The sequence below is a fragment of the Streptomyces roseifaciens genome, assembly GCF_001445655.1.
Lineage (GTDB): Bacteria > Actinomycetota > Actinomycetes > Streptomycetales > Streptomycetaceae > Streptomyces > Streptomyces aureoversilis.
Genome location: NZ_LNBE01000006.1, coordinates 112,218 through 133,044, shown reverse-complemented (window position 1 = coordinate 133,044; position 20,827 = coordinate 112,218). Strand labels below are relative to the sequence as shown.

Genomic DNA, 20,827 nt, shown 5'->3' with positions numbered 1-20,827 from the left:
CTCACGGACGTACAGACGTACCGAGGAACTACTTGACGACCGGCTTGCGGATCGACAGGTGGAGCTCCTTCAGGCGGGCCTCGTCGACCTCGCTCGGGGCGCCCATCAGCAGGTCCTGCGCGTTGCCGTTGAGCGGGAAGGCGATGGTCTCGCGGATGTTCGGCTCGTCGGCCAGGAGCATCACGATGCGGTCGACGCCCGGGGCGATGCCGCCGTGCGGCGGGGCGCCGAACTTGAAGGCGCGCAGCATGCCGCCGAACTCCTTCTCGACCTCCTCCTTGCTGTAACCGGCGATCTCGAACGCCTTGTACATGACGTCGGGCTCGTGGTTGCGGATGGCGCCGGAGGACAGCTCGGTGCCGTTGCAGACGATGTCGTACTGCCAGGCCAGGATGTCCAGCGGGTCCATCGTGTTCAGCGCCTCCAGGCCGCCCTGCGGCATGGAGAAGGGGTTGTGCGAGAACTCGATCTGGCCGGTGTCCTCGTTCTTCTCGAACATCGGGAAGTCGACGATCCAGCAGAAGCGGAAGACGTTCTCCTCGAACTGGCCGGCGCGCTTGGCGGCCTCGACGCGCACGGCGCCCATGATCTTGGAGACCTCGTCGAACTCGCCCGCGCCGAAGAAGATCGCGTGGCCGGGCTCCAGGCCGAGGCGCTCGGCGAGGGCCTTGACGTTCTCCTCGGTGAGGAACTTGGCGATCGGGCCGGTGAGGGCGTTCTCCTCGCCGACACGGACCCAGGCCAGACCCTTCGCGCCCTGCTCGACCGCGTAGTCGCCGAGGCCGTCGAAGAACTTGCGCGGCTGGTCGCCGGTGGCCGGGACGGCCAGCGCGCGGACGTGCTTGCCGGCGAAGGCCTTGAACTCCGAGCCCTCGAAGACGTCGGAGACGTCGACGAGCTCCAGCTTGGCGCGCAGGTCCGGCTTGTCGGAGCCGTACTTGAGCATGGCCTCGCGGAAGGGGATCCGCGGGAAGGGGGAGGTGACGTGGCGGCCGTTGCCGAACTCCTCGAAGAGGTCGGTCATGACCTTCTCGATGACCTGGAAGACGTCCTCCTGCTCGACGAAGGACATCTCCACGTCGAGCTGATAGAACTCGCCCGGCGAGCGGTCGGCGCGGGCGTCCTCGTCACGGAAGCACGGCGCGATCTGGAAGTAGCGGTCGAAGCCGGCGATCATCAGCAGCTGCTTGAACTGCTGCGGGGCCTGCGGCAGGGCGTAGAACTTGCCCGCGTGCAGACGGGACGGCACCAGGAAGTCGCGCGCGCCCTCGGGGGAGGTGGCCGACAGGATCGGGGTGGCCATCTCGTTGAAGCCGAGGTTGGTCATCTTCTCGCGGATGGAGGCGATGACGGCCGAGCGCAGCATGATGTTGCTGTGCATGCGCTCGCGGCGCAGGTCGAGGAAGCGGTACTCGAGGCGGCGCTCCTCGTTCACCCCGTCCTCGGCGTTGATCGTGAAGGGCAGCGGCTCGGCGGCGCCCAGGACCTCCACGGCGGAGACCTCGACCTCGATCTCACCGGTGGGGAGCTCGGGGTTGACGTTGTCGGCACCGCGGCTGACGACCTTGCCGTCGATGCGGACGACCGTCTCCTTGGTGAGGTGGCTCAGGGCCTCGTTGGCGGGGGTGCCGGGACGGGCCACGAGCTGCACCAGGCCGTGGTGGTCGCGCAGGTCGATGAAGAGGATGCCGCCCAGGTCGCGCCGATTGTGCAGCCAGCCACTCAGTCGCACGTCGGTGTCGACGTCAGCCGCACGGAGCTCGCCGCAGGTGTGGGACCGGTACCGATGCATCGTTCATCCAAGTCGTGATCGAGGGCGTGGGCCAGCCCGCCTACGGCACAGGGCTCGTACCTGCGGCACAGGGCTGGCGTGCATACAACACGGGAGCAAGGGTACTGCGCGCTTGTGAAGATCCGCCCACCGTACCTTCGGTGGTACCCATTGCGCGGACCTGCATAAAGTAGGGCAATGCGCACCGAGGACGTACTGGCCGCCACCGCGACCGGCCTGTGGCACTGGGACAACGCCACGCGCATCGCCACCTTCGACGCCGAGGCCGCCCGGCTGCTGGGGCTCCCGGCCACCCGTACGGAGCTGACGGAATCCGCCACCAGGGCCCGCTTCCACGCCGTGGACTGGGTGGAGGTCCAGGGCGTCATCAGCCTGGCCGTCAGCGAGGGGACGCTCTCCGAGGCACGGCTGCGGGTGGTGGACGGCGAGGGCCGGGTGCTGCGGACGGTGCGCGTCCGGCTGCGCCCGCAGCTGCGGGCCGCGGTCGCCGGGCGGATCGACTTCGTGCTCGTCGGCACGGTGCAGGAGGTGCCGGAGCCGCAGCCGGGGACGTCGGCGGCGCAGGCGACCGTCACGGGCGACTGGAGGCGCAACCGGGAGGCGTTCCTGCTGGACGCGGGGCGCGCCCTCGCCGAGGCCCGCTCCACCGCCGAGGTGCTGCGGGTGGCCGCGGGGCTGTCGATGCCGGGCTTCGAGCCGTCGGGGCTCGCGGTCTTCAGCGGGGAGGGCAGCCGGGTCCGGGTGATCGGGCACCACGGGTACACGCCCGGGAGCGCCGAACCGTTTCTGGACCTGCCCATGGACGCGGCCTACCCCGCCGCCGAGGTCATCCGCACCGGCCGGGCCATCTACCTGCCGGCCCCCGAGGACTACCAGCGCCGCTTCCCCGAGGCCTGGAACGACGTCGCGCACTTCGGCCGGCAGTCCTGGGCGTTCCTGCCGCTGATCAACGCGGGACAGATCATCGGGGCGTGGATGGCCGGATTCAGCGTGCCGGTGTCCTTCACCCCCGACGAGCGGTCCGTGCTGACCACCGTGGCCCGGATGCTCGCCCAGGCCCTGAGCCGGGCCAGCGTCCACGAGTCCGAGCGCGAACTGACCGTCGGCCTGCAGCGGTCGATGATGCCCACCCTCCAGCAGGACATCCCCGGCATGGCCGTCGCCGCGCGCTACGTGCCCACCGGCGGCGGACTGGAGGTCGGCGGCGACTGGTACGACATGATCCCGCTCCCCCTCGGCAGGATCGCCCTCGTCATCGGCGACGTCCAAGGACACGACGTACGGGCCGCCGGGCTCATGGGCCAGCTCCGGATCGCCCTGCGCGCCTACGCCTCCGAAGGCCACCACCCCGACGCGGTCCTCTCCCGCGCCTCCCACTTCCTGGCCGGGATCAACGCCTCCGAGACCGAGGGCGACGAGGCCGAGCCGCGCTTCGCGACCTGCCTGTACATCGAGGTCGACCCCGAGAGCGGGCGGCTCGACATCGCCCGCGCCGGCCACCCCAACCCGGCCATCCGGCTCGGTGACGGCACGATGCTCGTCCGCAACACCGCGGGCGGACTGCCGCTCGGCATCGACCCCGACACCGACTACCCCACGACGCGGCTCGTCCTCGAACCCGGCGAGACGATGATCGTCTGCACGGACGGGCTGATCGAGACCGGCGGCCACGACCTGGACAGCGGGTGGGACCGGCTGCGCGGCGTCATCGAAGGACAGCCCCTGGACCTGACCGGGACCTGCAACGGCGGCGGGCCCGACGGCGACCTGGAGGCGCTCGCGGACGCCCTCGTCCAGGCCGTCCACGGCCCCTCCTCCCACTACACGACCGGCCCGCTCCTGGACCGCCGCGAGGACGACATCGCCGTCCTCCTGCTCGCCCGCGCCGACGGCACGGCCGGCGCCGGGCCCGCGGCCGTACCGCGGCCCGTACGGCGCACCGTCCTCACCATCGCCCAGGCCGAACCGGAACGCATCGCCGAGGCGCGGCAGCAGGTCCGGGACCTCATGCACGACTGGCCGGACGGGGACCAGACCGACTCCGCCGTCCTCATGGTCTCGGAGATGGTCACCAACGTCCTCGTCCACACGGACGGGGACGCGGTGCTGATCGCCCGCATCACCGGCGAGCCGGGGGCGCGGTGCGTCCGCGTCGACGTCTCGGACAGCAGCGACGAACTCCCCCACCGGCGCCACCCCGGGGAGATGGCCTCGTCGGGGCGGGGGCTGGTGCTGATGGAGATCCTGGCCGGGGCGTGGGGGGTGGACCCGCGGGGAGAGGGCAAGAACATCTGGTTCGAGCTGTACGAGAAGGAGGGGGCGGGGGTGACCTCCCTCGCGGCCGGCTAGCCGGTCAGGGCTACGCCGCCGGGATCACTCCCAGTCGCCCCGCCTGGTAGTCGTCGAAGGCCTGGGCCAGTTCGGCGTGGGTGTTCATGACGAACGGCCCGTAGTGCTGCATCGGTTCGCGGATCGGCAGTCCGCCCAGCAGCACGACCTCGAAGTTCTCCGTCCGGGACTCCTGCTTCCTGTCGGCCCGGATGGTCACCGAGTCGCCCTGCCCGAAGACGACGGTCTGCCCCATCGCGAAGGGCCGCCCCTCGGCGCCCGCCGACCCGTGCCCGGCGAGCCCGTAGGCCAGGGCGTTGAAGTCGGTGCGCCACGGGAGCGTCAGCTCCGCGCCGGGGCTCACGGAGGCGTGGATCATCGTGATGGGCGTGTGCGTCGCACCCGGCCCCTCGTGCCCGGCCACGTCACCGGCGATCAGCCGGACCAGCGACCCGCCGTCCCCGGAGGCCAGCAGCTTGACGCTGCCCCCGCGGATGTCCTGGTACTTCGGGGCGATCATCTTGTCGTCCCGGGGCAGGTTCACCCACAGCTGGAGCCCGTGGAAGAGGCCGCCGCTGGTGACGAGCTCCTCCGGCGGCGTCTCGATGTGCAGCAGCCCGGAGCCGGCCGTCATCCACTGCGTGTCGCCGTCGGTGATGACGCCACCGCCGCCGTGCGAGTCCCGGTGGATGAAGGTGCCGTCGATGATGTAGGTCACCGTCTCGAACCCGCGGTGCGGGTGCCAGGGGGTGCCCTTGGGCTCGCCGGCGGCGTAGTCCACCTCGCCCATCTGGTCCATCATGATGAACGGGTCGAGGTACTTGTAATTGATCCCCGCGAAGGCCCTGCGCACGGGGAATCCCTCGCCCTCGAAACCCGCCGGAGCCGTGCCGACGTACAGCACCGGCCGCTGCGGGGCGCCCGCCGGGGCGGAGACGCGCGGCAGGGTCAACGGGTTCTCGACGGTCACTGCTGGCATGACGACCTCCTCGGTTCGTTCACCGTTCAATTTAGTTGAAGAGTGAACAACCTGCAAGGACCCCCGCATTCCCCGCGGCGGATCCCCGGGGCGGCCCCCGCCACGGATCATGGACACTGGATCAATGCGCCAGAACGCCACCGGCCCCCGCCCGGCCGCCGTCACCGCCTTCGTCGCCGCGGTCGTCGCGCTGGCCGGACTCGGCGTCGTCGTGGCGAACCACGGCCTCGCGACGGATTCCCCCGTGGCCGACGGCGACGCCTCCGGCCACTTCGCCCAGCCGAAGGAGAAGGGGGACGAAACCGCGGAGGCCATGCGGTCGGCCGTCCGCACCGAGAAGAACACGGCCCCGCTCAGGCCCGCGGACAGCGGAAGGACCGACCCGCTCCCCGCCTCCGAGCCCCTGCGCGCCGCGGAGGCCCCGGCCTCGCCCGCCGTCGGGCCGCTGTTCTACACGGGCCAGGGCGAGCCCGGGCACGGCTGCAGCGCGAGCGTCGTGCACAGCCCCGAGGGCGACCTGATCGTCACCGCCGCGCACTGCGTCCACCTGGACGGCTTCCGCACCGACATCGCCTTCGTGCCGGGCTACCGCGACGGCGTCGCCCCGTACGGCGTGTGGGTGCCGACGTCGGTGGACATCGCCCCGGAGTGGGCGGCCGACCGCGACCCGGACTACGACGTGGCGTTCCTGCGGGTGCGCCGGCCGGACGGGGACGGCAAGCCGATCGAGCAGGTCACGGGCGCGGAGCGGATACGCTTCCGGCCGCCGGCGGACCGGCCGGCGCGGGTGATCGGCTACCCCCTGGGGGAGGAGCGCCCGGTCTCCTGCCAGAACCGCACGCAGACCCACAGCCCCACCCAGCTCCGCTTCGACTGCGCGGACATGCCCAACGGCACCAGCGGCGGCCCGTTCCTGACGGACGTCGACCCCGCGAGCGGGCTGGGCACGATCAACGGGGTCGTGGGCGGCCACGACGAGGGCGGCGACGAGGAGACGTCGTACAGCTCGTACTTCGGCGACGGAATCGAGTCCCTCTACCGGAGGGCGACGGGCAGGGGCTGAGCCCCTGCGGGCCGAGCGGCCGTCACCCGCGGCTCAGCCGTAGAGCCTCCGCATCGTGAAGTCCACCATCTGCTCGACCGCCTTCGCGTCGAACACCATCCGGTGGTCTCCCTCGATGTCGAGCACGAAGCCGTAGCCCGTCGGCAGGAGGTCGATCACCTCCGCGCCCGTGATGACGAAGTACTTCGACTCCTTGCCCGCGTACCGCCGCAGCTCCTTCAGCGAGGTGAACATCGGGATCACCGGCTGCTGGGTGTTGTGGAGCGCGAGGAAGCCCGGGTTGTCGCCGCGCGGGCAGTAGACCTTCGACGTGGAGAAGACGGTCTGGAAGTCCTCCGCGGACATCGATCCCGTGGTGAAGGCCCGCACCGCATCGGCGAGCGACGGAGGGGACGGCTCCGGGTAGAGCGGCTGTTCGCCGTAGACGCCGGGGCCGCCGGGCTGCTGAGGCGGCGGTGGCGGCGGCGCGTAACCCTGCGTGCCCGCGTTCTGGTCGTAGCCGTACATGGGCCAAAGCGTAAAGGGTCACAGTCGGTCGAACAGGGGTTGCGTCTTATTACCGGTGGGTAGCATCATGCAGATTACTGCCCGGTACGTATTTGAGGGTTCGTCCTCCCAGTCACTACGGAGCCGTTGTCATGGGCCACTACAAGTCGAATCTCCGCGACATCGAGTTCAACCTCTTCGAGGTTCTCGGCCGCGACAAGCTGTACGGCTCCGGCCCGTTCGCGGAGATGGACGTCGAAACCGCCAAGGACATCCTGTCGGAGATCACGCGCCTCTCGGAGAACGAGCTGGCCGAGTCCTTCGCCGACACCGACCGCAACCCCCCGGTCTTCGACCCCGAGACCAACACCGCCCCGATTCCGGACACCTTCAAGAAGAGCTACCAGGCGTACATGGACGCCGAGTGGTGGCGTCTGGGCATCCCGGAGGAGATCGGCGGCACCACCGCCCCGCGCTCGCTGATCTGGGCCTACGCCGAGTCCATCCTGGGTGCCAACCCGGCCATCTGGATGTACTCCTCGGGCCCGGCCTTCGCCGGCATCCTCTTCGACGAGGGCACCGAGCAGCAGAAGCACATCGCGAAGATCGCCGTGGAGAAGCAGTGGGGCTCCACCATGGTCCTGACCGAGCCCGACGCCGGCTCGGACGTGGGCGCCGGCCGCACCAAGGCCGTGCAGCAGGAGGACGGCACCTGGCACATCGAGGGCGTGAAGCGCTTCATCACCTCGGGTGAGCACGACATGGCGGAGAACATCCTCCACTACGTCCTCGCCCGCCCCGAGGGCGCCGGCCCGGGCACCAAGGGCCTGTCCCTCTTCCTCGTGCCGAAGTACGAGTTCGACTTCGAGACCGGCGAGCTGGGCGAGCGCAACGGCGTCTACGCCACCAACGTCGAGCACAAGATGGGCCTGAAGGCCTCCAACACCTGCGAGATGACCTTCGGCGACAAGCACCCCGCCAAGGGCTGGCTCATCGGCGAGAAGCACGACGGCATCCGCCAGATGTTCATGATCATCGAGTTCGCCCGGATGATGGTCGGCACGAAGGCCATCGCCACCCTCTCCACCGGCTACCTCAACGCGCTGGAGTACGCCAAGGAGCGCGTGCAGGGCCCGGACCTGGCGAACTTCATGGACAAGACCGCGCCCAAGGTCACCATCACGCACCACCCCGACGTGCGCCGCTCGCTCATGACGCAGAAGGCGTACGCGGAGGGCATGCGCGCCCTCGTGCTCTACACCGCCTCCGTCCAGGACGAGATCATGGTCAAGGAGGCCGCGGGCGAGGACGCCAAGGCGCTGCACGGCCTCAACGACCTGCTCCTGCCGATCGTCAAGGGCTACGGCTCCGAGAAGTCCTACGAGCAGCTCGCCCAGTCGCTGCAGACCTTCGGCGGCTCCGGGTACCTGCAGGAGTACCCGATCGAGCAGTACATCCGCGACGCGAAGATCGACACCCTCTACGAGGGCACCACGGCGATCCAGGGGCAGGACTTCTTCTTCCGGAAGATCGTCCGTGACCAGGGCCAGGCCCTGAACACCCTCTCCGAGGAGATCAAGAAGTTCCTGGCCACCGAGGCCGGCGGCGAGGACCTGGCCGGCGCCCGCGGTGCGCTCGCCAAGGCCGCGGTGGACCTGGAGGCGATCGTCGGCAAGATGATCACCGACCTCACCGCCACCGGCGAGGACGTCAAGAACATCTACAAGGTCGGCCTGAACACCACCCGCCTGCTCCTGGCCTCCGGTGACGTCGTCGTCGCCTACCTGCTGCTCAAGGGCGCGGCCGTGGCCGCCGAGAAGCTCGCCGACGCCTCCGCCAAGGACAAGGCGTTCTACACCGGCAAGATCGCGGCGGCGAAGTTCTTCACGACCGACGTCCTGCCGCGCGTCTCCGTCGAGCGCTCGCTCGCCGAGGCCGTCGACAACTCCCTGATGGAGCTGGACGAGGCCGCGTTCTGATCGGTCTCCGACCGGCTTCTTTTAACAGAACAGGGCTGTTGAGGCCCGTGTGAACGATGGGGCAAGAGCCCGGGCGTAAACCAGCGCCCGGCTCTTGCCCTGATCCTTATCCTGAATCGCATGAGCTCTGCGCACCGCTTCGACCGCGGCCACACCGACGACCTGATGTCCTTCCTCGCCGCCAGTCCCTCCCCGTACCACGCGGTGGCCAACACCGCGGAGCGGCTGGAGAAGGCGGGCTTCCGTCAGGTCGCAGAGACCGACGCGTGGGACGGCACGACCGGCGGCAAGTACGTGACGCGCGGTGGCGCGATCATCGCCTGGTACGTGCCGGAGGGCGCGACGCCCGCCACCCCCTTCCGGATCGTCGGTGCGCACACCGACTCCCCCAACCTGCGCGTGAAGCCGCTGCCGGACACCGGTGCGGCGGGCTGGCGCCAGGTCGCCGTCGAGCTCTACGGCGGCACGCTGCTCAACACCTGGCTGGACCGCGACCTCGGCCTCTCCGGCCGGGTCTCGCTGCGGGACGGCAGCCACCGCCTCGTCAACGTGGACCGGCCCCTGCTGCGCGTGCCGCAGCTCGCCATCCACCTCGACCGCGGCGTCAACCAGGACGGCCTCAAGCTCGACAAGCAGCGCCACATGACCCCGATCTGGGGCCTGGGCGAGCCGCGCGAGGGGGATCTGATCCGCTTCGTCGCGCAGGAGGCGGGTCTGGCCGCCGAGGACGTCACCGGCTGGGACCTGATGGTCCACAGCGTCGAGCCGCCGGCCTACCTCGGCCGCGACCAGGAGCTCCTCGCCGGCCCGCGCATGGACAACCTGCTGTCCGTGCACGCCGGTACGGCCGCGCTGATCGCCGCCGTCGGCTCCGAGGGACTGCCCTGCATCCCGGTGCTGGCCGCGTTCGACCACGAGGAGAACGGCAGCCAGTCCGACACCGGCGCCGAGGGCCCGCTGCTCGGAAACGTGCTGGAACGATCCGTCTTCGCCCGCGGCGGAACGTACGAGGACAAGGCCCGCGCCTTCGCCGGCACGATCTGCCTCTCCTCCGACACCGGCCACGCCGTCCACCCCAACTACTCCGAGCGCCACGAGCCCGGCCACCACCCGGTGCCCAACGGCGGCCCGATCCTGAAGGTGAACGTCAACCAGCGCTACGCCACGGACGGCAGCGGCCGGGCCGTCTTCGCCGCCGCCTGCGAGCGCGCGGGCGTGCCCTGGCAGCACTTCGTCTCCAACAACTCCATGCCGTGCGGCACCACCATCGGCCCCATCACCGCGGCCCGGCACGGCATCGCCACCGTCGACATCGGCGTGGCCTGCCTGTCCATGCACTCGGCGCGGGAGCTGTGCGGCGCGGACGACCCCTTCCTGCTGGCCGCGGCGCTCACCGCCTTCCTCGAGGGCTGAGGCCCGTGCGGCACGGACGTGCGCTGCGCCTCGCGGGCGCAGCGCTCACCTTCACCGCCGCCCTCGGCCTCACGGCCTGTGGCAGCGACGGCGGCAAGGACGACGGCAAGGGCAAGGGCGCCTCGGCGGCGAGCCCGTCCGGCGACGCCGCCGGGGCGCCCTCCGCGGACGACGCCAAGCCGCAGGACAAGGGCGACGCCTGCGGCCCCGGCGACCTGACGGTCGAGGCCCGCAAGGCGCCGGGCGGCCGTCTCCTGCTGGTGGCGACGAACACCGGCGGAAAGCCCTGCACCGCTTACGGCTTCCCGTTCCTGCGCTTCGACCAGGACCAGGCGACGGCGGGCGTCGCGGAGGAGTCCAAGCCGAAGGCGCCGGTGAAGGTCGCGCCCGGGAAGGCGGCGTACGCAGGCGTCACGCCCACTGCGGCGGACGGCTCGGGCGGTCCCGGACGGGACGTCAAGAAGCTGTCGGTGACCTTCCAGACGGCGGGCGGCGACCCGCTGCCGGGCGACCCGGCGGCGCCCGCCCTGCCGGGCGGTTCGCTGCACGTCGACGACCAGGCCCGCGCCACGTACTGGGTGGACGGCGAGACCGCCGCGCTCAAGGGCTGAGGGCTCCGGCCGATTGGCCGTTCCGGTGCGGGGTAGGCGCATGCGTGCCGGCACCGGAACGGCCAATCGATTCGGAGGCTTCAGCCATGGGCATGGGATGGTGCATCGGTCTGATCGGGATCGGGGCGGTCCTCACCTTCGCGGTGGACTGGCGCGTCGACGGGATGAACGTCCCCTTGGTGGGCCTCATCCTGATGGCGGTGGGGATCATCGGCACGTGCGCGTACGTGAGCATCTACAAGCGCCGCCGGACGCAGCCGCCGCACCCGGCCGCGCGCGTGGTCGAGGTCGAGGAGGACCACCGCTTCACGCGGTGATCCGCACCTCTTATAAAGAAGACGGCCGCCGTCCACAGCAGACGGCCGCCGTCAGCCGTCCAGGCCCGCCAGCACCAGCGGCAGCCGGTCCGCGCCGCCCTCGGTGATCCGCACCGGGACGCCCCAGTCCTGCTGGTGCATGTGGCACGCCGGGTACTCGTTCTCCGGGTCGTCGTCGCAGGACGCCGCCATCGCGGAGACGTGCAGCACGCCTTCCGTCACGCTCTCCCCCAGCACCAGGTCCCGGCCGAGGTCCGTGCCCTGCCCGGAGCCCTCCGCGAGGAGCTCGGGCGGGGTGGAGCTGACGAGCAGGCGCGTGGAGGGCCCGTAGCGCGTGTCGAGCTTCTGGCCGGCCGGGGCCTGGAAGACGACGTCCAGCCGCAGCCGCCCGGGGGCGACGTCCGTGGCGGCCCGCTGTGTGCGGTGGGCGACGGACTCGACCCGTACGGCCTCCTCGGGCAGGCGCAGCCGGGTGAGCCGGTGCCGGGCGGACTCGACGACGACGATGTCGTCGCCCGCGAGGACCGCGGCGGAGGGCTCCCGCAGGTCGGTCGCGAGGGTGGTGACCTCACCGGTCGCGGGGTCGTAGCGGCGCAGGGCGTGGTTGTACGTGTCGGAGACGGCCACGGAGCCGTCGGGCAGGGCGGTGACGCCGAGCGGGTGCTGGAAGAGCGCCTGTGCTGCGTCCCCGTCCCGGTGGCCGAAGTCGAAGAGGCCGGTGCCGACGGCGCTGCGCACGGCGAAGCCGTCCCCGTCGCGCTCGACGTACCGCAGCGCGGACGTCTCGGAGTCGGCGACCCACAGGCGGTCCCCGGCCGCGGCGAGCCCGGACGGCTGGGCGAACCAGGCCTCGCGCGCGGGCCCGTCGACGAGCCCCTCGTTGGTCGTGCCGGCCGCGACCTCGACGGTGCCGGTCCGCGGGTCGTACGTCCACAGCTGGTGCACGCCGGCCATGGCGATCCACAGCCGGTCGGCGAACCAGGCGACGTCCCAGGGGGAGGACAGGGAGACCTCGCGGGCGGGGCCGGAGGTGGGCTGTCCCTGCATCCACTGGCGCCCGGTGCCGGCGATGGTCTCGACGGTGCCCGTCTGCAGGTCGTACGTCCGCAGGGCGTGGTTGACGGTGTCGGCGACGACGACCTTGTCGCCACCCGGCAGGAGCGCGAGGCCCTGCGGCTCGCTGAAGGAGCCGGCGCCGAAGCCACGCTCGCCGCTGCCGATGCGGCGGACGACCGTCTCGCCGTCGGCGGCCAGCTCGACCAGCTGGTGGCGCGTGGAGTCGGAGACGAGGAAGCCGCCGCCGGGCAGCACGACGGCCTTGCCGGGGAAGCGCAGGTCGGTGGCGACGGGCTCGGGGGCGACGTACGGGCCGTCGCCGCGACGCAGCGTCCCCTTGGCCTCGTGCTCGGCCTCCAGCTCCCCGACGAGCTTCTCCAGGGCGTGCGCGTGTCCCTCACCCGCGTGCTGGGCGACGATGTAGCCCTCGGGGTCGATCACGACGAGCGTGGGCCAGGCGCGCACGGCGTACTGCTTCCACGTGGCCAGCTCGGGGTCGTCGAGGACGGGGTGGTGGACCTCGTAGCGCTCGACGGCGTCGACGACGGCCTGGTGCTCGGCCTCGTGCACGAACTTCGGCGAGTGCACACCGATGATCACCACGGTGTCGCGGTGCTTCTCCTCCAGCTCGCGCAGCTCGTCCAGGACGTGCAGGCAGTTCACACAGCAGAACGTCCAAAAATCGACGATAACGCACTTGCCTCGCAGGTCAGCGAGGGTGAGTTCCTTGCCTCCGGTGTTCAGCCAGCCACCCTTGCCGATCAGCTCGGGGGCACGAACACGGGCACGTCGGCGGGGCGTGGGCGCGGGGGTGGCGGGCGCCGGGGCGGCATCGTTCATGCTTCAAGCTTGCCATCAGCCCGTAAACGACGGATCACACCCGTACGAACCGCCGGCTCATGTGACGCGCTCCACCACGGCGATGATCCCACCCTCTGCAGGGCGGATTCTCCGAGCTGGGGCGCACGCCGTGGTGCTCAGGTAGCGGTGTCGGTGCCCGCCGGCTTTGCCCAATCGATCCGGATGCGTTGCTCGGGGATGATCCGCTGTCCGCGTACCCCCTTGCTCACTTCAACCCGGTCCATGGCGAGCGACAACCGATCGCGCCGGTCTTCGTTCGTCGCGTCCGCCCACGCCTCCCGCAAGGTGAGGGCGTCGAGCATGGGTGACACATCCACGGACGGCATGGAGAGCTTACGGAGGCCTGCACCAAGCCCCTCGATGCGCCGCCTCAAACGCCCTGAAAGCCGGTTGTAGCGTTCCACGGCTGCGGCGCCGCTGAACTCGCCACGCACATAGCGAGCGTCCTCCAGGTCGGCCAATCGGGCTTCCTCATCCTGGATCTCGGCAGTCAGCGCATCACGTTTCGCAGAGGTCTCCGGGTCAACGCGATGCGCCCAGCGATCCGCGATCGCGCCAAGGAGCGGATCGTCCGGTTCGAGCGCCGGAAGCCTGGTGAGGAACTGTTCCGTCACGTAGTGGTCAACCGCCTCGGCCAGCGCCGACGCTCCGATGCACTGGTTGCCCGCACGGCGAGCCATGCACTGATAGCTGCCGCCCACACGGTGCATCCGGCGACCGCAGCCAGGAACCGCGCAATAGACGAGTCCTGTGAGCAGTGCCGTCCCCTCGGGCTTCGGCCTTCGCTTTCCCGCATGTACGAACGTTCTGGATTCCAGCGTGCGGATGATCTGTTCACGCTCTCCGACCGTGATGATCCCCTCACCGATCCCGACGGTGTCCAGCGTCTCGGGGTCGCGGTACGGGAAGACCCTGCCCGTGTACTTCCGCTCGCCGTCATCCGTCTCGACGGTCTCGGATTCCGGCATCAGGCCGGCGAACGCCGGGGAACGCAGGAGCTGCATGATGCTGGCCGCATTCCACTGTCCACTCCTGGGCGAGAGGATCTCGTACTCATTGAGGAGCCGGGCGATCTTGACCAACGATGTCCCGGCGAGCGCTTCATCCGCGATCAGGCGGGCGTAGACGGCATGCTCCGGGTCATGGATGAGCTTCTTGGTGCCCGGGTCGGCGAGCAGCCCGTACGGAGGCTGTCCACCGATCCACCGGCCCTTGCTCCGCAGGTATTGCTTGGCATGGCCTACGCGCGTGCCGAGGTTCTTGGATTCGGACCGGGCGAGCTCAGCGAGCATGGCCACAACCGTGCGCGCCGAGTCGTTCGAGGTGTCGAGACCGTCCACGACTGAGACGAGGCGGCCGCCGGCCTTCTCGATGTCATCCAGCACCTCGCCCACCTGGCCCATGCCCTTGCGGGACAGGCGGTCCAGTTTCCAGACGATCAGTGTGCCGACGACGCCGGCTGTGACTGCTGTCAACGCGGCGTCGAAGCCCTTGCGCTCAACAGTCTTGTAGCCGGAACGTCCCCTGTCCATGTGGACCTTACGGACAGTCAATCCGCTGCGTTCGACCCAGGCACGGCAGTCGGCTTCCTGCCGTTCGATCGCGGTCTTGCCATCCCGGTCGAGGGACAGACGGAGGTACAGATCACAGAACGTGTCTTGGTGCACACAGTCAGTGTGGCGAAGAGTTTGGTGCTCTGTTGTCTATTCTCCGAAATCGAGAATGGCGATGCATGCTCGCAGGCCCCGAAGGAAAGCCCGGTACCCGGTCACAGATGCCTGACGCGGGCTGCCCCGACCACTTAAGGTGGTCACGCCTGGAGGGCACCTCCGGAGTAGGCCGAGGGGCCGCACGACGGCGACCCCCCGGATCTTTCGACGGGACCCCAGTCAGGATCCGCTGCCGTCTCTGACCAGCTCGAGGGCAAGTCGAGCCACATTGGCCAGAAACGAGCCACCAGCGAGAAGCGCCCTGGCTGGGGCTTCTCGCACTGTGCGCAGGAGCTGTCGAACACCGGTCATGCATCACCTCCGTGCGGAATTCCGGTAAGCGTGGGCACGGGTGGCGGCGCATCCTGCGGTCCTCCATCGGCTTCCGCGCGGGAACGCTATTGCAACGCTGTTCGCCCCCCATGGCTCATCCGGGATTCGCCAGGGTTCGCCAGTGCTCGCCAGCCTGGTAGCCACGCCACCGAGCAGGGGAAACTCCGTTCCTTGGAGGGCATGAAGCCTGTAAATGCCTCCTCCCGTAGGCCATCAAGCTTGGAACTGGGGTTGCCCATGCCTGCCCAGAGGAAGTACCGGGACGATCTGCGGCAGCTTGCCGTGCACATGGTCATGACGACACGCGAACGCAACCGCACGTCGTACGGATCGGTTTCGCAGGTCGCCCAAGAACTCGGCATCGGCCGGGAAACGCTGAGAGCGTGGGTCCGTCAGGCCGAGATCGACGCGAGGATCCGCCCGGGCAGGTCGACCGATGATGCCAGGCGCATCGCCGAGTTGGAGAAGGGCATCAACGAACTGATGCGGGCCAACAGGATCCTCAAGGAGGCAGCAGGTTTCTTCATGCGGGAGCCCGACCCGCGATCCGTCCGCTGATCGAGTTCATCGACATCCACCGACAGGAGTTCGGGGTCGAGCCGATCTGCAGAACGCTGGAGATCGCCCCGTCCACCTACTACGCCGTCAAGGCTGCGGGAGTCTCACCTCGTGGACACGGAGCAGCAGCGGCGGGCCCTCACCGTACCGGCGCGGCCGGGACGCTGGCCATCGATTACACGCTCATCGACGCACGCCGGGGCGGGACGTCATCCGAAGCGATCTACACGATCTTCGTCGTCGACCTGCCCTCCTGCGCCGTGCTCGCCTGGCGTGTCACCAAGGACGTCCAGCCTGGTTTCGTGCTCGCCGCATTGGAGGAGGCTATGGCCGTCCGGGCCGAGCGGATCGGTGAAACGTCCGCGCCTCGGCGGGCGCTCATCCGCTGCACGCGCCGACTCCAGGGCACCGATGCCGCTCATCTCGTCGGAACAGCAGGAGACGACGAACTGGAGCGCACCATGCATGCACACAGCAAGGAGTACCGGGCATTCCTTCGGCGGCAAAGGGGTGTGCAGTACACCCGGGACGGCCTGCTCAGCCCAACCTGGGAATGGGTGGACAAGCACAACAGGGAGGTCGCCGCCCGTTAACGCCCGAGCACCCGGTCCTTCAGCGCCGGGAACTCCTCGCGGACCTTCGTGACCCTCGCCGGGTCGAGGTCCACGGTGAGGACCTCCTCCCCCGGGCCCGCCTCCGCGACGGTCTCGCCCCAGGGGTCGAAGACGACGCTGTGGCCGGCCTGCTCGACGCCCGCGTGGGTGCCCGCCGTGCCGCAGGCGAGCACGTAGGACAGGTTCTCGACGGCCCGTGCGCGGGCCAGCAGCGTCCAGTGGCCGCGCCGCTTCGCGGGCCAGCCGGCCGGGACGACGAAGGTCTGCGCCCCGGCGTCGACCAGGGCCCGGAACAGTTCGGGGAAGCGCAGGTCGTAGCAGGTGGCCAGGCCGAGCGTGGTGTCCGGGAGGGGGAGGGTGACGGGCTCCGTGCCGGCGGTCATCAGGACGGCCTCGCCCTTGTCGAAGCCGAAGCGGTGGATCTTCCGGTACGTGCGGACGAGTTCGCCGGAGGGCGAGAAGACCAGGGAGGTGTTGCACAGCGCCCCGCCGGGGGCCTTCTCGACGATGGAGCCGGCGTGCAGCCAGACCCCCGCGTCGCGCGCCGCGGCGGACATCGCGCGGGCCGTGGGGCCGTCCAACGGTTCCGCCGCGTCCGCGAACGACTCGAAGGCGAACGCCCCCACGTGCCACAGCTCCGGCAGGACGACCAGATCGCTGCCGGCCTGCTCGTGCACGAGCGCGGCGGCGCGGGCGCGCCGCTCGGCGGCCGGCTCCTGCGGATCGACGTTTATCTGAATCAGGGAAGCGCGCACGGTACCCACCACTCTCAGCACACGAAACCTCTGCCGGGTCGCCCGTGCGCAGCGTAACTTAACTGCAGAGCACCCAGACAGCACTTGCCCCGCACCCGCTGCCCAGCACGCCCGAGGGAACACGTGACCGTCCACCCGAATCTTCAGCCGGCCATCGACGCCTGGACCCACTCCATCGAAGCCATCAACGACCTGGTCACACCGCTGGCCGAGAGCGACTGGAACCGGGCCACCGAGTGCCCGGGCTGGTCGGTGCGCGACGTCGTCTCGCACGTCATCGGCGTGGAGACCGAGATGCTGGGCGAGCCGCGGCCGATGCACACGCTGCCGCGCGACCTCTTCCACGTCACCGACGAGTTCTCCCGCTACAACGAGGTGCAGGTCGACGTGCGGCGCTGCCACACGGCCCTGGAGATGACCTCCGAGCTGGAGCTCGTCGTCATCCGCCGCTCCCGGCAGCTGCGCAACGAATCGCGCGGGCCGCAGACGGCGATCCGCTGGCCGCTCGGCTCCGGCAACGAGCAGCCCCTCGAACGGGCCCTGGTGGTACGGGCCTTCGATGTATGGACGCACGAGCAGGACCTGCGGCGCGCCCTGGGCATGCCCGGCAACCTCGACTCGCCCGCGGCCGTCATCTGCCGTGACTTCCTGCTGGGCGCCCTGCCGAAGGTCGTGGCCAAGGATGCGGGCGCGCCGCCGGGATCCGCGGTCGTCTTCGACGTGCACGGCCCGCTGGAGTTCCTGCGGACCGTGCGCATCGACGCACAGGGCCGGGGGAAGATCGACAGCAGTGTGTCGCTGGGCCCGACGGTCACGTTCGGGATGGACTGGGAGACGTACGCCCGGCTGGCGTGCGGCCGGGTGCATCCGGAGGCGGCGGCGGGGCGGATCAAGGTGGAGGGGGACACGGAGCTCGCGGAGGCGGTCCTCCGCGAGTTCGCGATCACTCCCTAGGCGGGGCGGCTGCCCGCTCACGCCGGTACGTGCACCGTCTCCACCCTCGACGCCACGATCCGCTCGCGCTCGCGCTGCTGCGCCCGCGTCCGCAGCCGCAGGATCTGCGACAGCCCCAGCGCCTCCAGGACGAAGACGGAGGCGAACGCGACCCGGTAGTCGTCCCCGGTCGCGTCGAGCAGCACGCCCACGGCCAGGAGCGTCGTCATCGAGGCGATGAAGCCGCCCATGTTGACGATGCCGGAGGCGGTGCCCTGGCGCTCGGGCGGGTTCGCGGGGCGGGCGAAGTCGAAGCCGATCATCGAGGCGGGGCCGCACGCGCCGAGCACGAGGCACTCGGTCACCAGCAGCCACATGGGCGCGTGCGCGCCGGGCCAGCCGGCCACCGCCGCCCACACCAGCGCGGTCGCGGCGACCGTGCCGAGCGCGAGCGGCAGCCGGGCCGCGTGGTGGCGGGCGATGATCTGCCCGTAGACCAGGCCCACGGCCATGCTGGAGAGCACGACCAGGGTCAGCAGCAGCCCCGCGGTCTCCCGGGACAGGCCCTCCGCCTCGACGAGGAAGGGCATGCCCCACAGCAGCAGGAAGACCATCGCCGGGAACTGCGTCGTGAAGTGCACCCACATGCCGAGCCGGGTGCCGGGCTCGCGCCACGCCCGGACGATCTGCCGGCGGACGAAGCCCTTGCCCCCGGCGGGCGCGGCCGCCGGCGGCTCGTGGCCTTCCGGGTGGTCCTTCAGGAACAGCAGCATCAGGACGAGGGCGAGGACGCCCGCGGCCGCGCTGCCGCCGAAGGTGGCGGTCCAGCCGGCCGAGTGCAGCAGCCGGGCCAGGAGCATCGTGGAGACGAGGTTGCCCGCCATGCCGAAGAGCGCCGCGACCTGCGCGATCATCGGGCCGCGGCGGGCGGGGAACCAGCGGGCGCCCAGGCGCAGCACGCTGATGAACGTCATCGCGTCGCCGCAGCCGAGCAGGGCGCGGCTGGCCAGGGCCGTCCCGTAGGAGTGGGAGAGCGCGAAGGCGAACTGCCCGGCGGTGAACAGCACGGCGCCGAGGGCCAGCACCTTCTTGGTGCCCAGCCGGTCGACCATCAGGCCGACGGGTATCTGCATGCCCGCGTACACGAGCAGCTGGAGGATGGAGAAGGTGGACAGCGCGGAGGCGTTGATGTGGAAGCGCTCGGAGGCGTCGATCCCGGCCACGCCGAGGCTGGTGCGGAAGATGATCGCGACGAAGTACACCCCGACGCCGATCCCCCAGACGGCGACCGCGCGCCGTCCGCCGGGTGGGTCGCCGGGCAGCGCTGCGGCCCCCTGACTCATCGGTGTTCCCCCCGCTCGGTCATCGGATCTCGCCCTGGGCCAGGTTGCGCACCCAGCTGACGTGCTGGTCGATGACGGCGACGGCGCCCTCGGCGTCACCGGCGCGCAGTGCTTCGAGGATCTCGGTGTGCTCGCTGTGGTTCTTGGCGATGCGGTCGGGGTGGGCGTGCATCACGGCCACGCCCATCCGCAGTTGCCGGTCGCGCAGCTGGTCGTAGAGCCGGGAGAGGATCTGGTTGCCGGCGCTGCGCACGATCTCGGCGTGGAAGGCGCGGTCGCTGACGGAGACCGCGGCCAGGTCGCCGGCGGCGGCCTGGCGGCCCATGTCGTCGAGCAGTTCCTCCAGGCGGGCGATGAGCAGCGGGGAGGCGGGGACGGCCTTGGCCGCCGCGTACTTCTCCACCAGCAGCCGGGTCTCGACCACGTCCGCGATCTCCTGGGCGGAGACGGGCAGGACGAGGGCGCCCTTCTTCGGGTAGAGCTTGATCAGCCCCTCGGCCTCCAGGCGCAGCAGCGCCTCGCGCACGGGGGTCCGCGAGACGCCGGTGGCCTCGGCCAGATCGCCCTCGGTGAGCAGCGTGCCGCCTTCGTAACGGCGGTGCAGGACGGCTTCCTTGACGTGCGCGTAGACGCGTTCGGCGGCGGGGGGCTGCTTCGTCCGCTGGAGCGGCACGGGCGGGGCGGTTGGCATGAGCACAGCTTAGATACAACATATATACGCAGAAAGAGGGGGTCCGCGATCCGGACAACGGGCGCCCCGGTTTACGGCCCCGTCCAGCCGTCCGCGCGGTTCCGTCCAGCCGTTATTGCGGCCCCGTCCAGCCGTCCGCGGGCGTGATGAAGACGAACCTCAGGTCAGGACGCTGTATCGGCAACAGGACATGACTCGTCACACGCACCTCCCGTCCACCGTGGAACGGCAGTTGCAGCCGGAAGACGTCGCCGTCGCGGTGCTCCACCACGTCGTGCTCCTCGGACCAGATGCGCCGGCAGTCGGCGTCCGCGTCGAGGATGTCCCGCACGAGCGTGCGCAGTTCGGCGTTGTCGGGGTTGCTGTTGGCGGCGACGCGCAGCATCGCGAGGTACGTCCGGGCACAGGCGTCCTCCCAGTCGAGCATCTGCTCGCGGGCCTCGGGGTCGAGCAGCGCCCAGCGCATGAGATTGGCGCCGGGCCTGCGCACCCAGGGAAACCACTCGCCCATGAGGGAATTCGCCGCGACGATATTCCAGGCCACATCGGAGAGATAGGCGGGATAGGAGACCTGCTGTTCCAGCAGGACTTTGACGCCGTGCGGCAGATCGCCCGCACCGCCCGGTTCGCGGGAGAGTCCGCCGGGCGGGCGGCGGCCGCACACGGCGAGAAAGAGCGTGAGCGTCTCGGCCTCGCTCAGCCGGAGTGCGCGGGCGACCCGGAGCAGGAAATTCTCGGAGAAGTCCTGACGCCGGCCGGCCTCCAGCGCGCGGTACCAGCCCTCGCTCACTCCGGTGAGCCGGGCCACGTGGGCCTGGGAGAGGCGGCGGCCGGGGCGGGGGAGGACACCGCGCAGCTCGGGGACGGTACGTGCGTCCACGCGCGCCCGCCAGGCGCGGAGAAGACGGCTGATGGATTCCCCGTCCACGTGGTCGGCGCCGTCCACGCGTCCTCCAATTCCGACACTGCAAGTGTTGGTCAATCTTAAGTAAATTGCGCCGCACGG

Annotated in this window: 18 protein-coding genes and 1 other annotated feature; of the genes, 9 read left to right on the top strand and 9 right to left on the bottom strand. The window is 70.3% G+C overall.

All coding sequences use genetic code 11. The features are described from left to right. Positions 1 to 28: 28 nt before the first annotated feature. Entirely contained in the window at positions 29 to 1,792 is a 1,764-nt protein-coding gene (aspS, locus tag AS857_RS34595; protein WP_058047428.1) for an aspartate--tRNA ligase, read from the bottom strand. Between the two features lie 177 nt (positions 1,793 to 1,969). Between aspS and AS857_RS34590 the strand changes: the two genes are divergently transcribed. Then, the gene (locus tag AS857_RS34590) at positions 1,970 to 4,141 is read left to right on the top strand and encodes an ATP-binding SpoIIE family protein phosphatase (protein ID WP_058047427.1); all 2,172 of its coding nucleotides are present in this window, start codon (positions 1,970 to 1,972) and stop codon (positions 4,139 to 4,141) included. Positions 4,142 to 4,151: 10 nt separating this feature from the next. On the opposite strand, the gene AS857_RS34585 is transcribed toward AS857_RS34590, so the two are convergent. Continuing rightward, a complete protein-coding gene (locus AS857_RS34585; RefSeq protein ID WP_058047426.1) occupies positions 4,152 to 5,099 on the bottom strand; it encodes a pirin family protein in 948 nt (315 codons plus the stop codon). A 124-nt stretch (positions 5,100 to 5,223) separates the two neighbouring features. On the opposite strand from AS857_RS34585, the gene AS857_RS34580 reads away from it, so the two are divergent. Then, on the top strand, positions 5,224 to 6,162 hold the full coding sequence (locus AS857_RS34580) for a trypsin-like serine peptidase (protein WP_058047425.1): 939 nt from the start codon (positions 5,224 to 5,226) through the stop codon (positions 6,160 to 6,162). Between the two features lie 33 nt (positions 6,163 to 6,195). Here the strand turns inward: AS857_RS34580 and AS857_RS34575 are convergent, their stop codons facing one another. Further along, positions 6,196 to 6,669, bottom strand: a complete 474-nt coding sequence (locus AS857_RS34575; protein WP_058047424.1) for an SseB family protein — start codon at positions 6,667 to 6,669, stop codon at positions 6,196 to 6,198. Positions 6,670 to 6,800: 131 nt separating this feature from the next. On the opposite strand from AS857_RS34575, the gene AS857_RS34570 reads away from it, so the two are divergent. From AS857_RS34570 to AS857_RS34555, 4 genes are all read left to right on the top strand, one after another. Next, the gene (locus AS857_RS34570) at positions 6,801 to 8,627 is read left to right on the top strand and encodes an acyl-CoA dehydrogenase (protein ID WP_058047423.1); all 1,827 of its coding nucleotides are present in this window, start codon (positions 6,801 to 6,803) and stop codon (positions 8,625 to 8,627) included. 120 nt (positions 8,628 to 8,747) lie between these two features. Then, positions 8,748 to 10,040: a M18 family aminopeptidase gene (locus AS857_RS34565; RefSeq protein WP_058047422.1), complete on the top strand. Its 1,293-nt coding sequence runs from the start codon at positions 8,748 to 8,750 to the stop codon at positions 10,038 to 10,040. A 5-nt stretch (positions 10,041 to 10,045) separates the two neighbouring features. After that, positions 10,046 to 10,651 carry a DUF4232 domain-containing protein gene (locus AS857_RS34560; RefSeq protein ID WP_058047421.1) on the top strand — a complete coding sequence of 202 codons (606 nt, stop codon included), beginning with the start codon at positions 10,046 to 10,048 and terminating at the stop codon, positions 10,649 to 10,651. Between the two features lie 86 nt (positions 10,652 to 10,737). Further along, positions 10,738 to 10,968, top strand: a complete 231-nt coding sequence (locus AS857_RS34555) for a hypothetical protein (RefSeq protein ID WP_058047420.1) — start codon at positions 10,738 to 10,740, stop codon at positions 10,966 to 10,968. A 51-nt stretch (positions 10,969 to 11,019) separates the two neighbouring features. Here the strand turns inward: AS857_RS34555 and AS857_RS34550 are convergent, their stop codons facing one another. Next, positions 11,020 to 12,864 carry an NHL domain-containing thioredoxin family protein gene (locus AS857_RS34550; RefSeq protein WP_058047419.1) on the bottom strand — a complete coding sequence of 615 codons (1,845 nt, stop codon included), beginning with the start codon at positions 12,862 to 12,864 and terminating at the stop codon, positions 11,020 to 11,022. Positions 12,865 to 13,001: 137 nt separating this feature from the next. After that, a complete protein-coding gene (locus AS857_RS34545; RefSeq protein ID WP_058047418.1) occupies positions 13,002 to 14,552 on the bottom strand; it encodes a recombinase family protein in 1,551 nt (516 codons plus the stop codon). Between the two features lie 594 nt (positions 14,553 to 15,146). Here AS857_RS34545 and AS857_RS34540 point away from each other — a divergent pair. Further along, positions 15,147 to 15,485, top strand: coding sequence for a transposase (locus AS857_RS34540; RefSeq protein WP_160330289.1), 339 nt, complete (start codon positions 15,147 to 15,149; stop codon positions 15,483 to 15,485). Beyond that, positions 15,440 to 15,556, top strand: a sequence feature (AL1L pseudoknot). (Overlaps the previous gene by 46 nt.) Before the next feature lie 189 nt (positions 15,557 to 15,745). After that, the gene (locus AS857_RS34535; protein ID WP_058047417.1) at positions 15,746 to 16,078 is read left to right on the top strand and encodes a hypothetical protein; all 333 of its coding nucleotides are present in this window, start codon (positions 15,746 to 15,748) and stop codon (positions 16,076 to 16,078) included. On the opposite strand, the gene AS857_RS34530 is transcribed toward AS857_RS34535, so the two are convergent. Next, a complete protein-coding gene (locus AS857_RS34530) occupies positions 16,075 to 16,854 on the bottom strand; it encodes a carbon-nitrogen family hydrolase (RefSeq protein WP_058047565.1) in 780 nt (259 codons plus the stop codon). The two genes, AS857_RS34535 and AS857_RS34530, sit on opposite strands and share 4 nt — an antisense overlap. 123 nt (positions 16,855 to 16,977) lie before the next feature. Between AS857_RS34530 and AS857_RS34525 the strand changes: the two genes are divergently transcribed. Further along, complete coding sequence (locus AS857_RS34525) at positions 16,978 to 17,808, top strand: maleylpyruvate isomerase family mycothiol-dependent enzyme (RefSeq protein ID WP_058047416.1); 831 nt, start codon at positions 16,978 to 16,980, stop codon at positions 17,806 to 17,808. Between the two features lie 17 nt (positions 17,809 to 17,825). Here the strand turns inward: AS857_RS34525 and AS857_RS34520 are convergent, their stop codons facing one another. The 3 genes from AS857_RS34520 to AS857_RS34510 all read right to left on the bottom strand — a co-directional run bounded on the left by AS857_RS34520 (position 17,826) and on the right by AS857_RS34510 (position 20,767). Then, positions 17,826 to 19,130: an MFS transporter gene (locus tag AS857_RS34520; RefSeq protein WP_058047415.1), complete on the bottom strand. Its 1,305-nt coding sequence runs from the start codon at positions 19,128 to 19,130 to the stop codon at positions 17,826 to 17,828. Positions 19,131 to 19,149: 19 nt separating this feature from the next. After that, the gene (locus AS857_RS34515) at positions 19,150 to 19,821 is read right to left on the bottom strand and encodes a GntR family transcriptional regulator (protein ID WP_058047564.1); all 672 of its coding nucleotides are present in this window, start codon (positions 19,819 to 19,821) and stop codon (positions 19,150 to 19,152) included. 112 nt (positions 19,822 to 19,933) lie between these two features. Then, positions 19,934 to 20,767 (bottom strand): helix-turn-helix transcriptional regulator, encoded by an 834-nt coding sequence (locus AS857_RS34510; protein WP_160330288.1) that lies wholly within the window; start codon positions 20,765 to 20,767, stop codon positions 19,934 to 19,936. Positions 20,768 to 20,827 lie beyond the last annotated feature (60 nt).

Bases quoted from the DNA above. Each gene is read 5' to 3' on its own strand.
- AS857_RS34570 (WP_058047423.1), top strand. From the start codon at position 6,801: ATGGGCCACTACAAGTCGAATCTCCGCGACATCGAGTTCAACCTCTTC.
- AS857_RS34590 (WP_058047427.1), top strand. From the start codon at position 1,970: ATGCGCACCGAGGACGTACTGGCCGCCACCGCGACCGGCCTGTGGCAC.
- aspS (WP_058047428.1), bottom strand. From the start codon at position 1,792: ATGCATCGGTACCGGTCCCACACCTGCGGCGAGCTCCGTGCGGCTGAC.
- AS857_RS34515 (WP_058047564.1), bottom strand. From the start codon at position 19,821: ATGCCAACCGCCCCGCCCGTGCCGCTCCAGCGGACGAAGCAGCCCCCC.
- AS857_RS34575 (WP_058047424.1), bottom strand. From the start codon at position 6,669: ATGTACGGCTACGACCAGAACGCGGGCACGCAGGGTTACGCGCCGCCG.
- AS857_RS34580 (WP_058047425.1), top strand. From the start codon at position 5,224: ATGCGCCAGAACGCCACCGGCCCCCGCCCGGCCGCCGTCACCGCCTTC.
- AS857_RS34520 (WP_058047415.1), bottom strand. From the start codon at position 19,130: ATGAGTCAGGGGGCCGCAGCGCTGCCCGGCGACCCACCCGGCGGACGG.
- AS857_RS34555 (WP_058047420.1), top strand. From the start codon at position 10,738: ATGGGCATGGGATGGTGCATCGGTCTGATCGGGATCGGGGCGGTCCTC.
- AS857_RS34565 (WP_058047422.1), top strand. From the start codon at position 8,748: ATGAGCTCTGCGCACCGCTTCGACCGCGGCCACACCGACGACCTGATG.
- AS857_RS34550 (WP_058047419.1), bottom strand. From the start codon at position 12,864: ATGAACGATGCCGCCCCGGCGCCCGCCACCCCCGCGCCCACGCCCCGC.
- AS857_RS34585 (WP_058047426.1), bottom strand. From the start codon at position 5,099: ATGCCAGCAGTGACCGTCGAGAACCCGTTGACCCTGCCGCGCGTCTCC.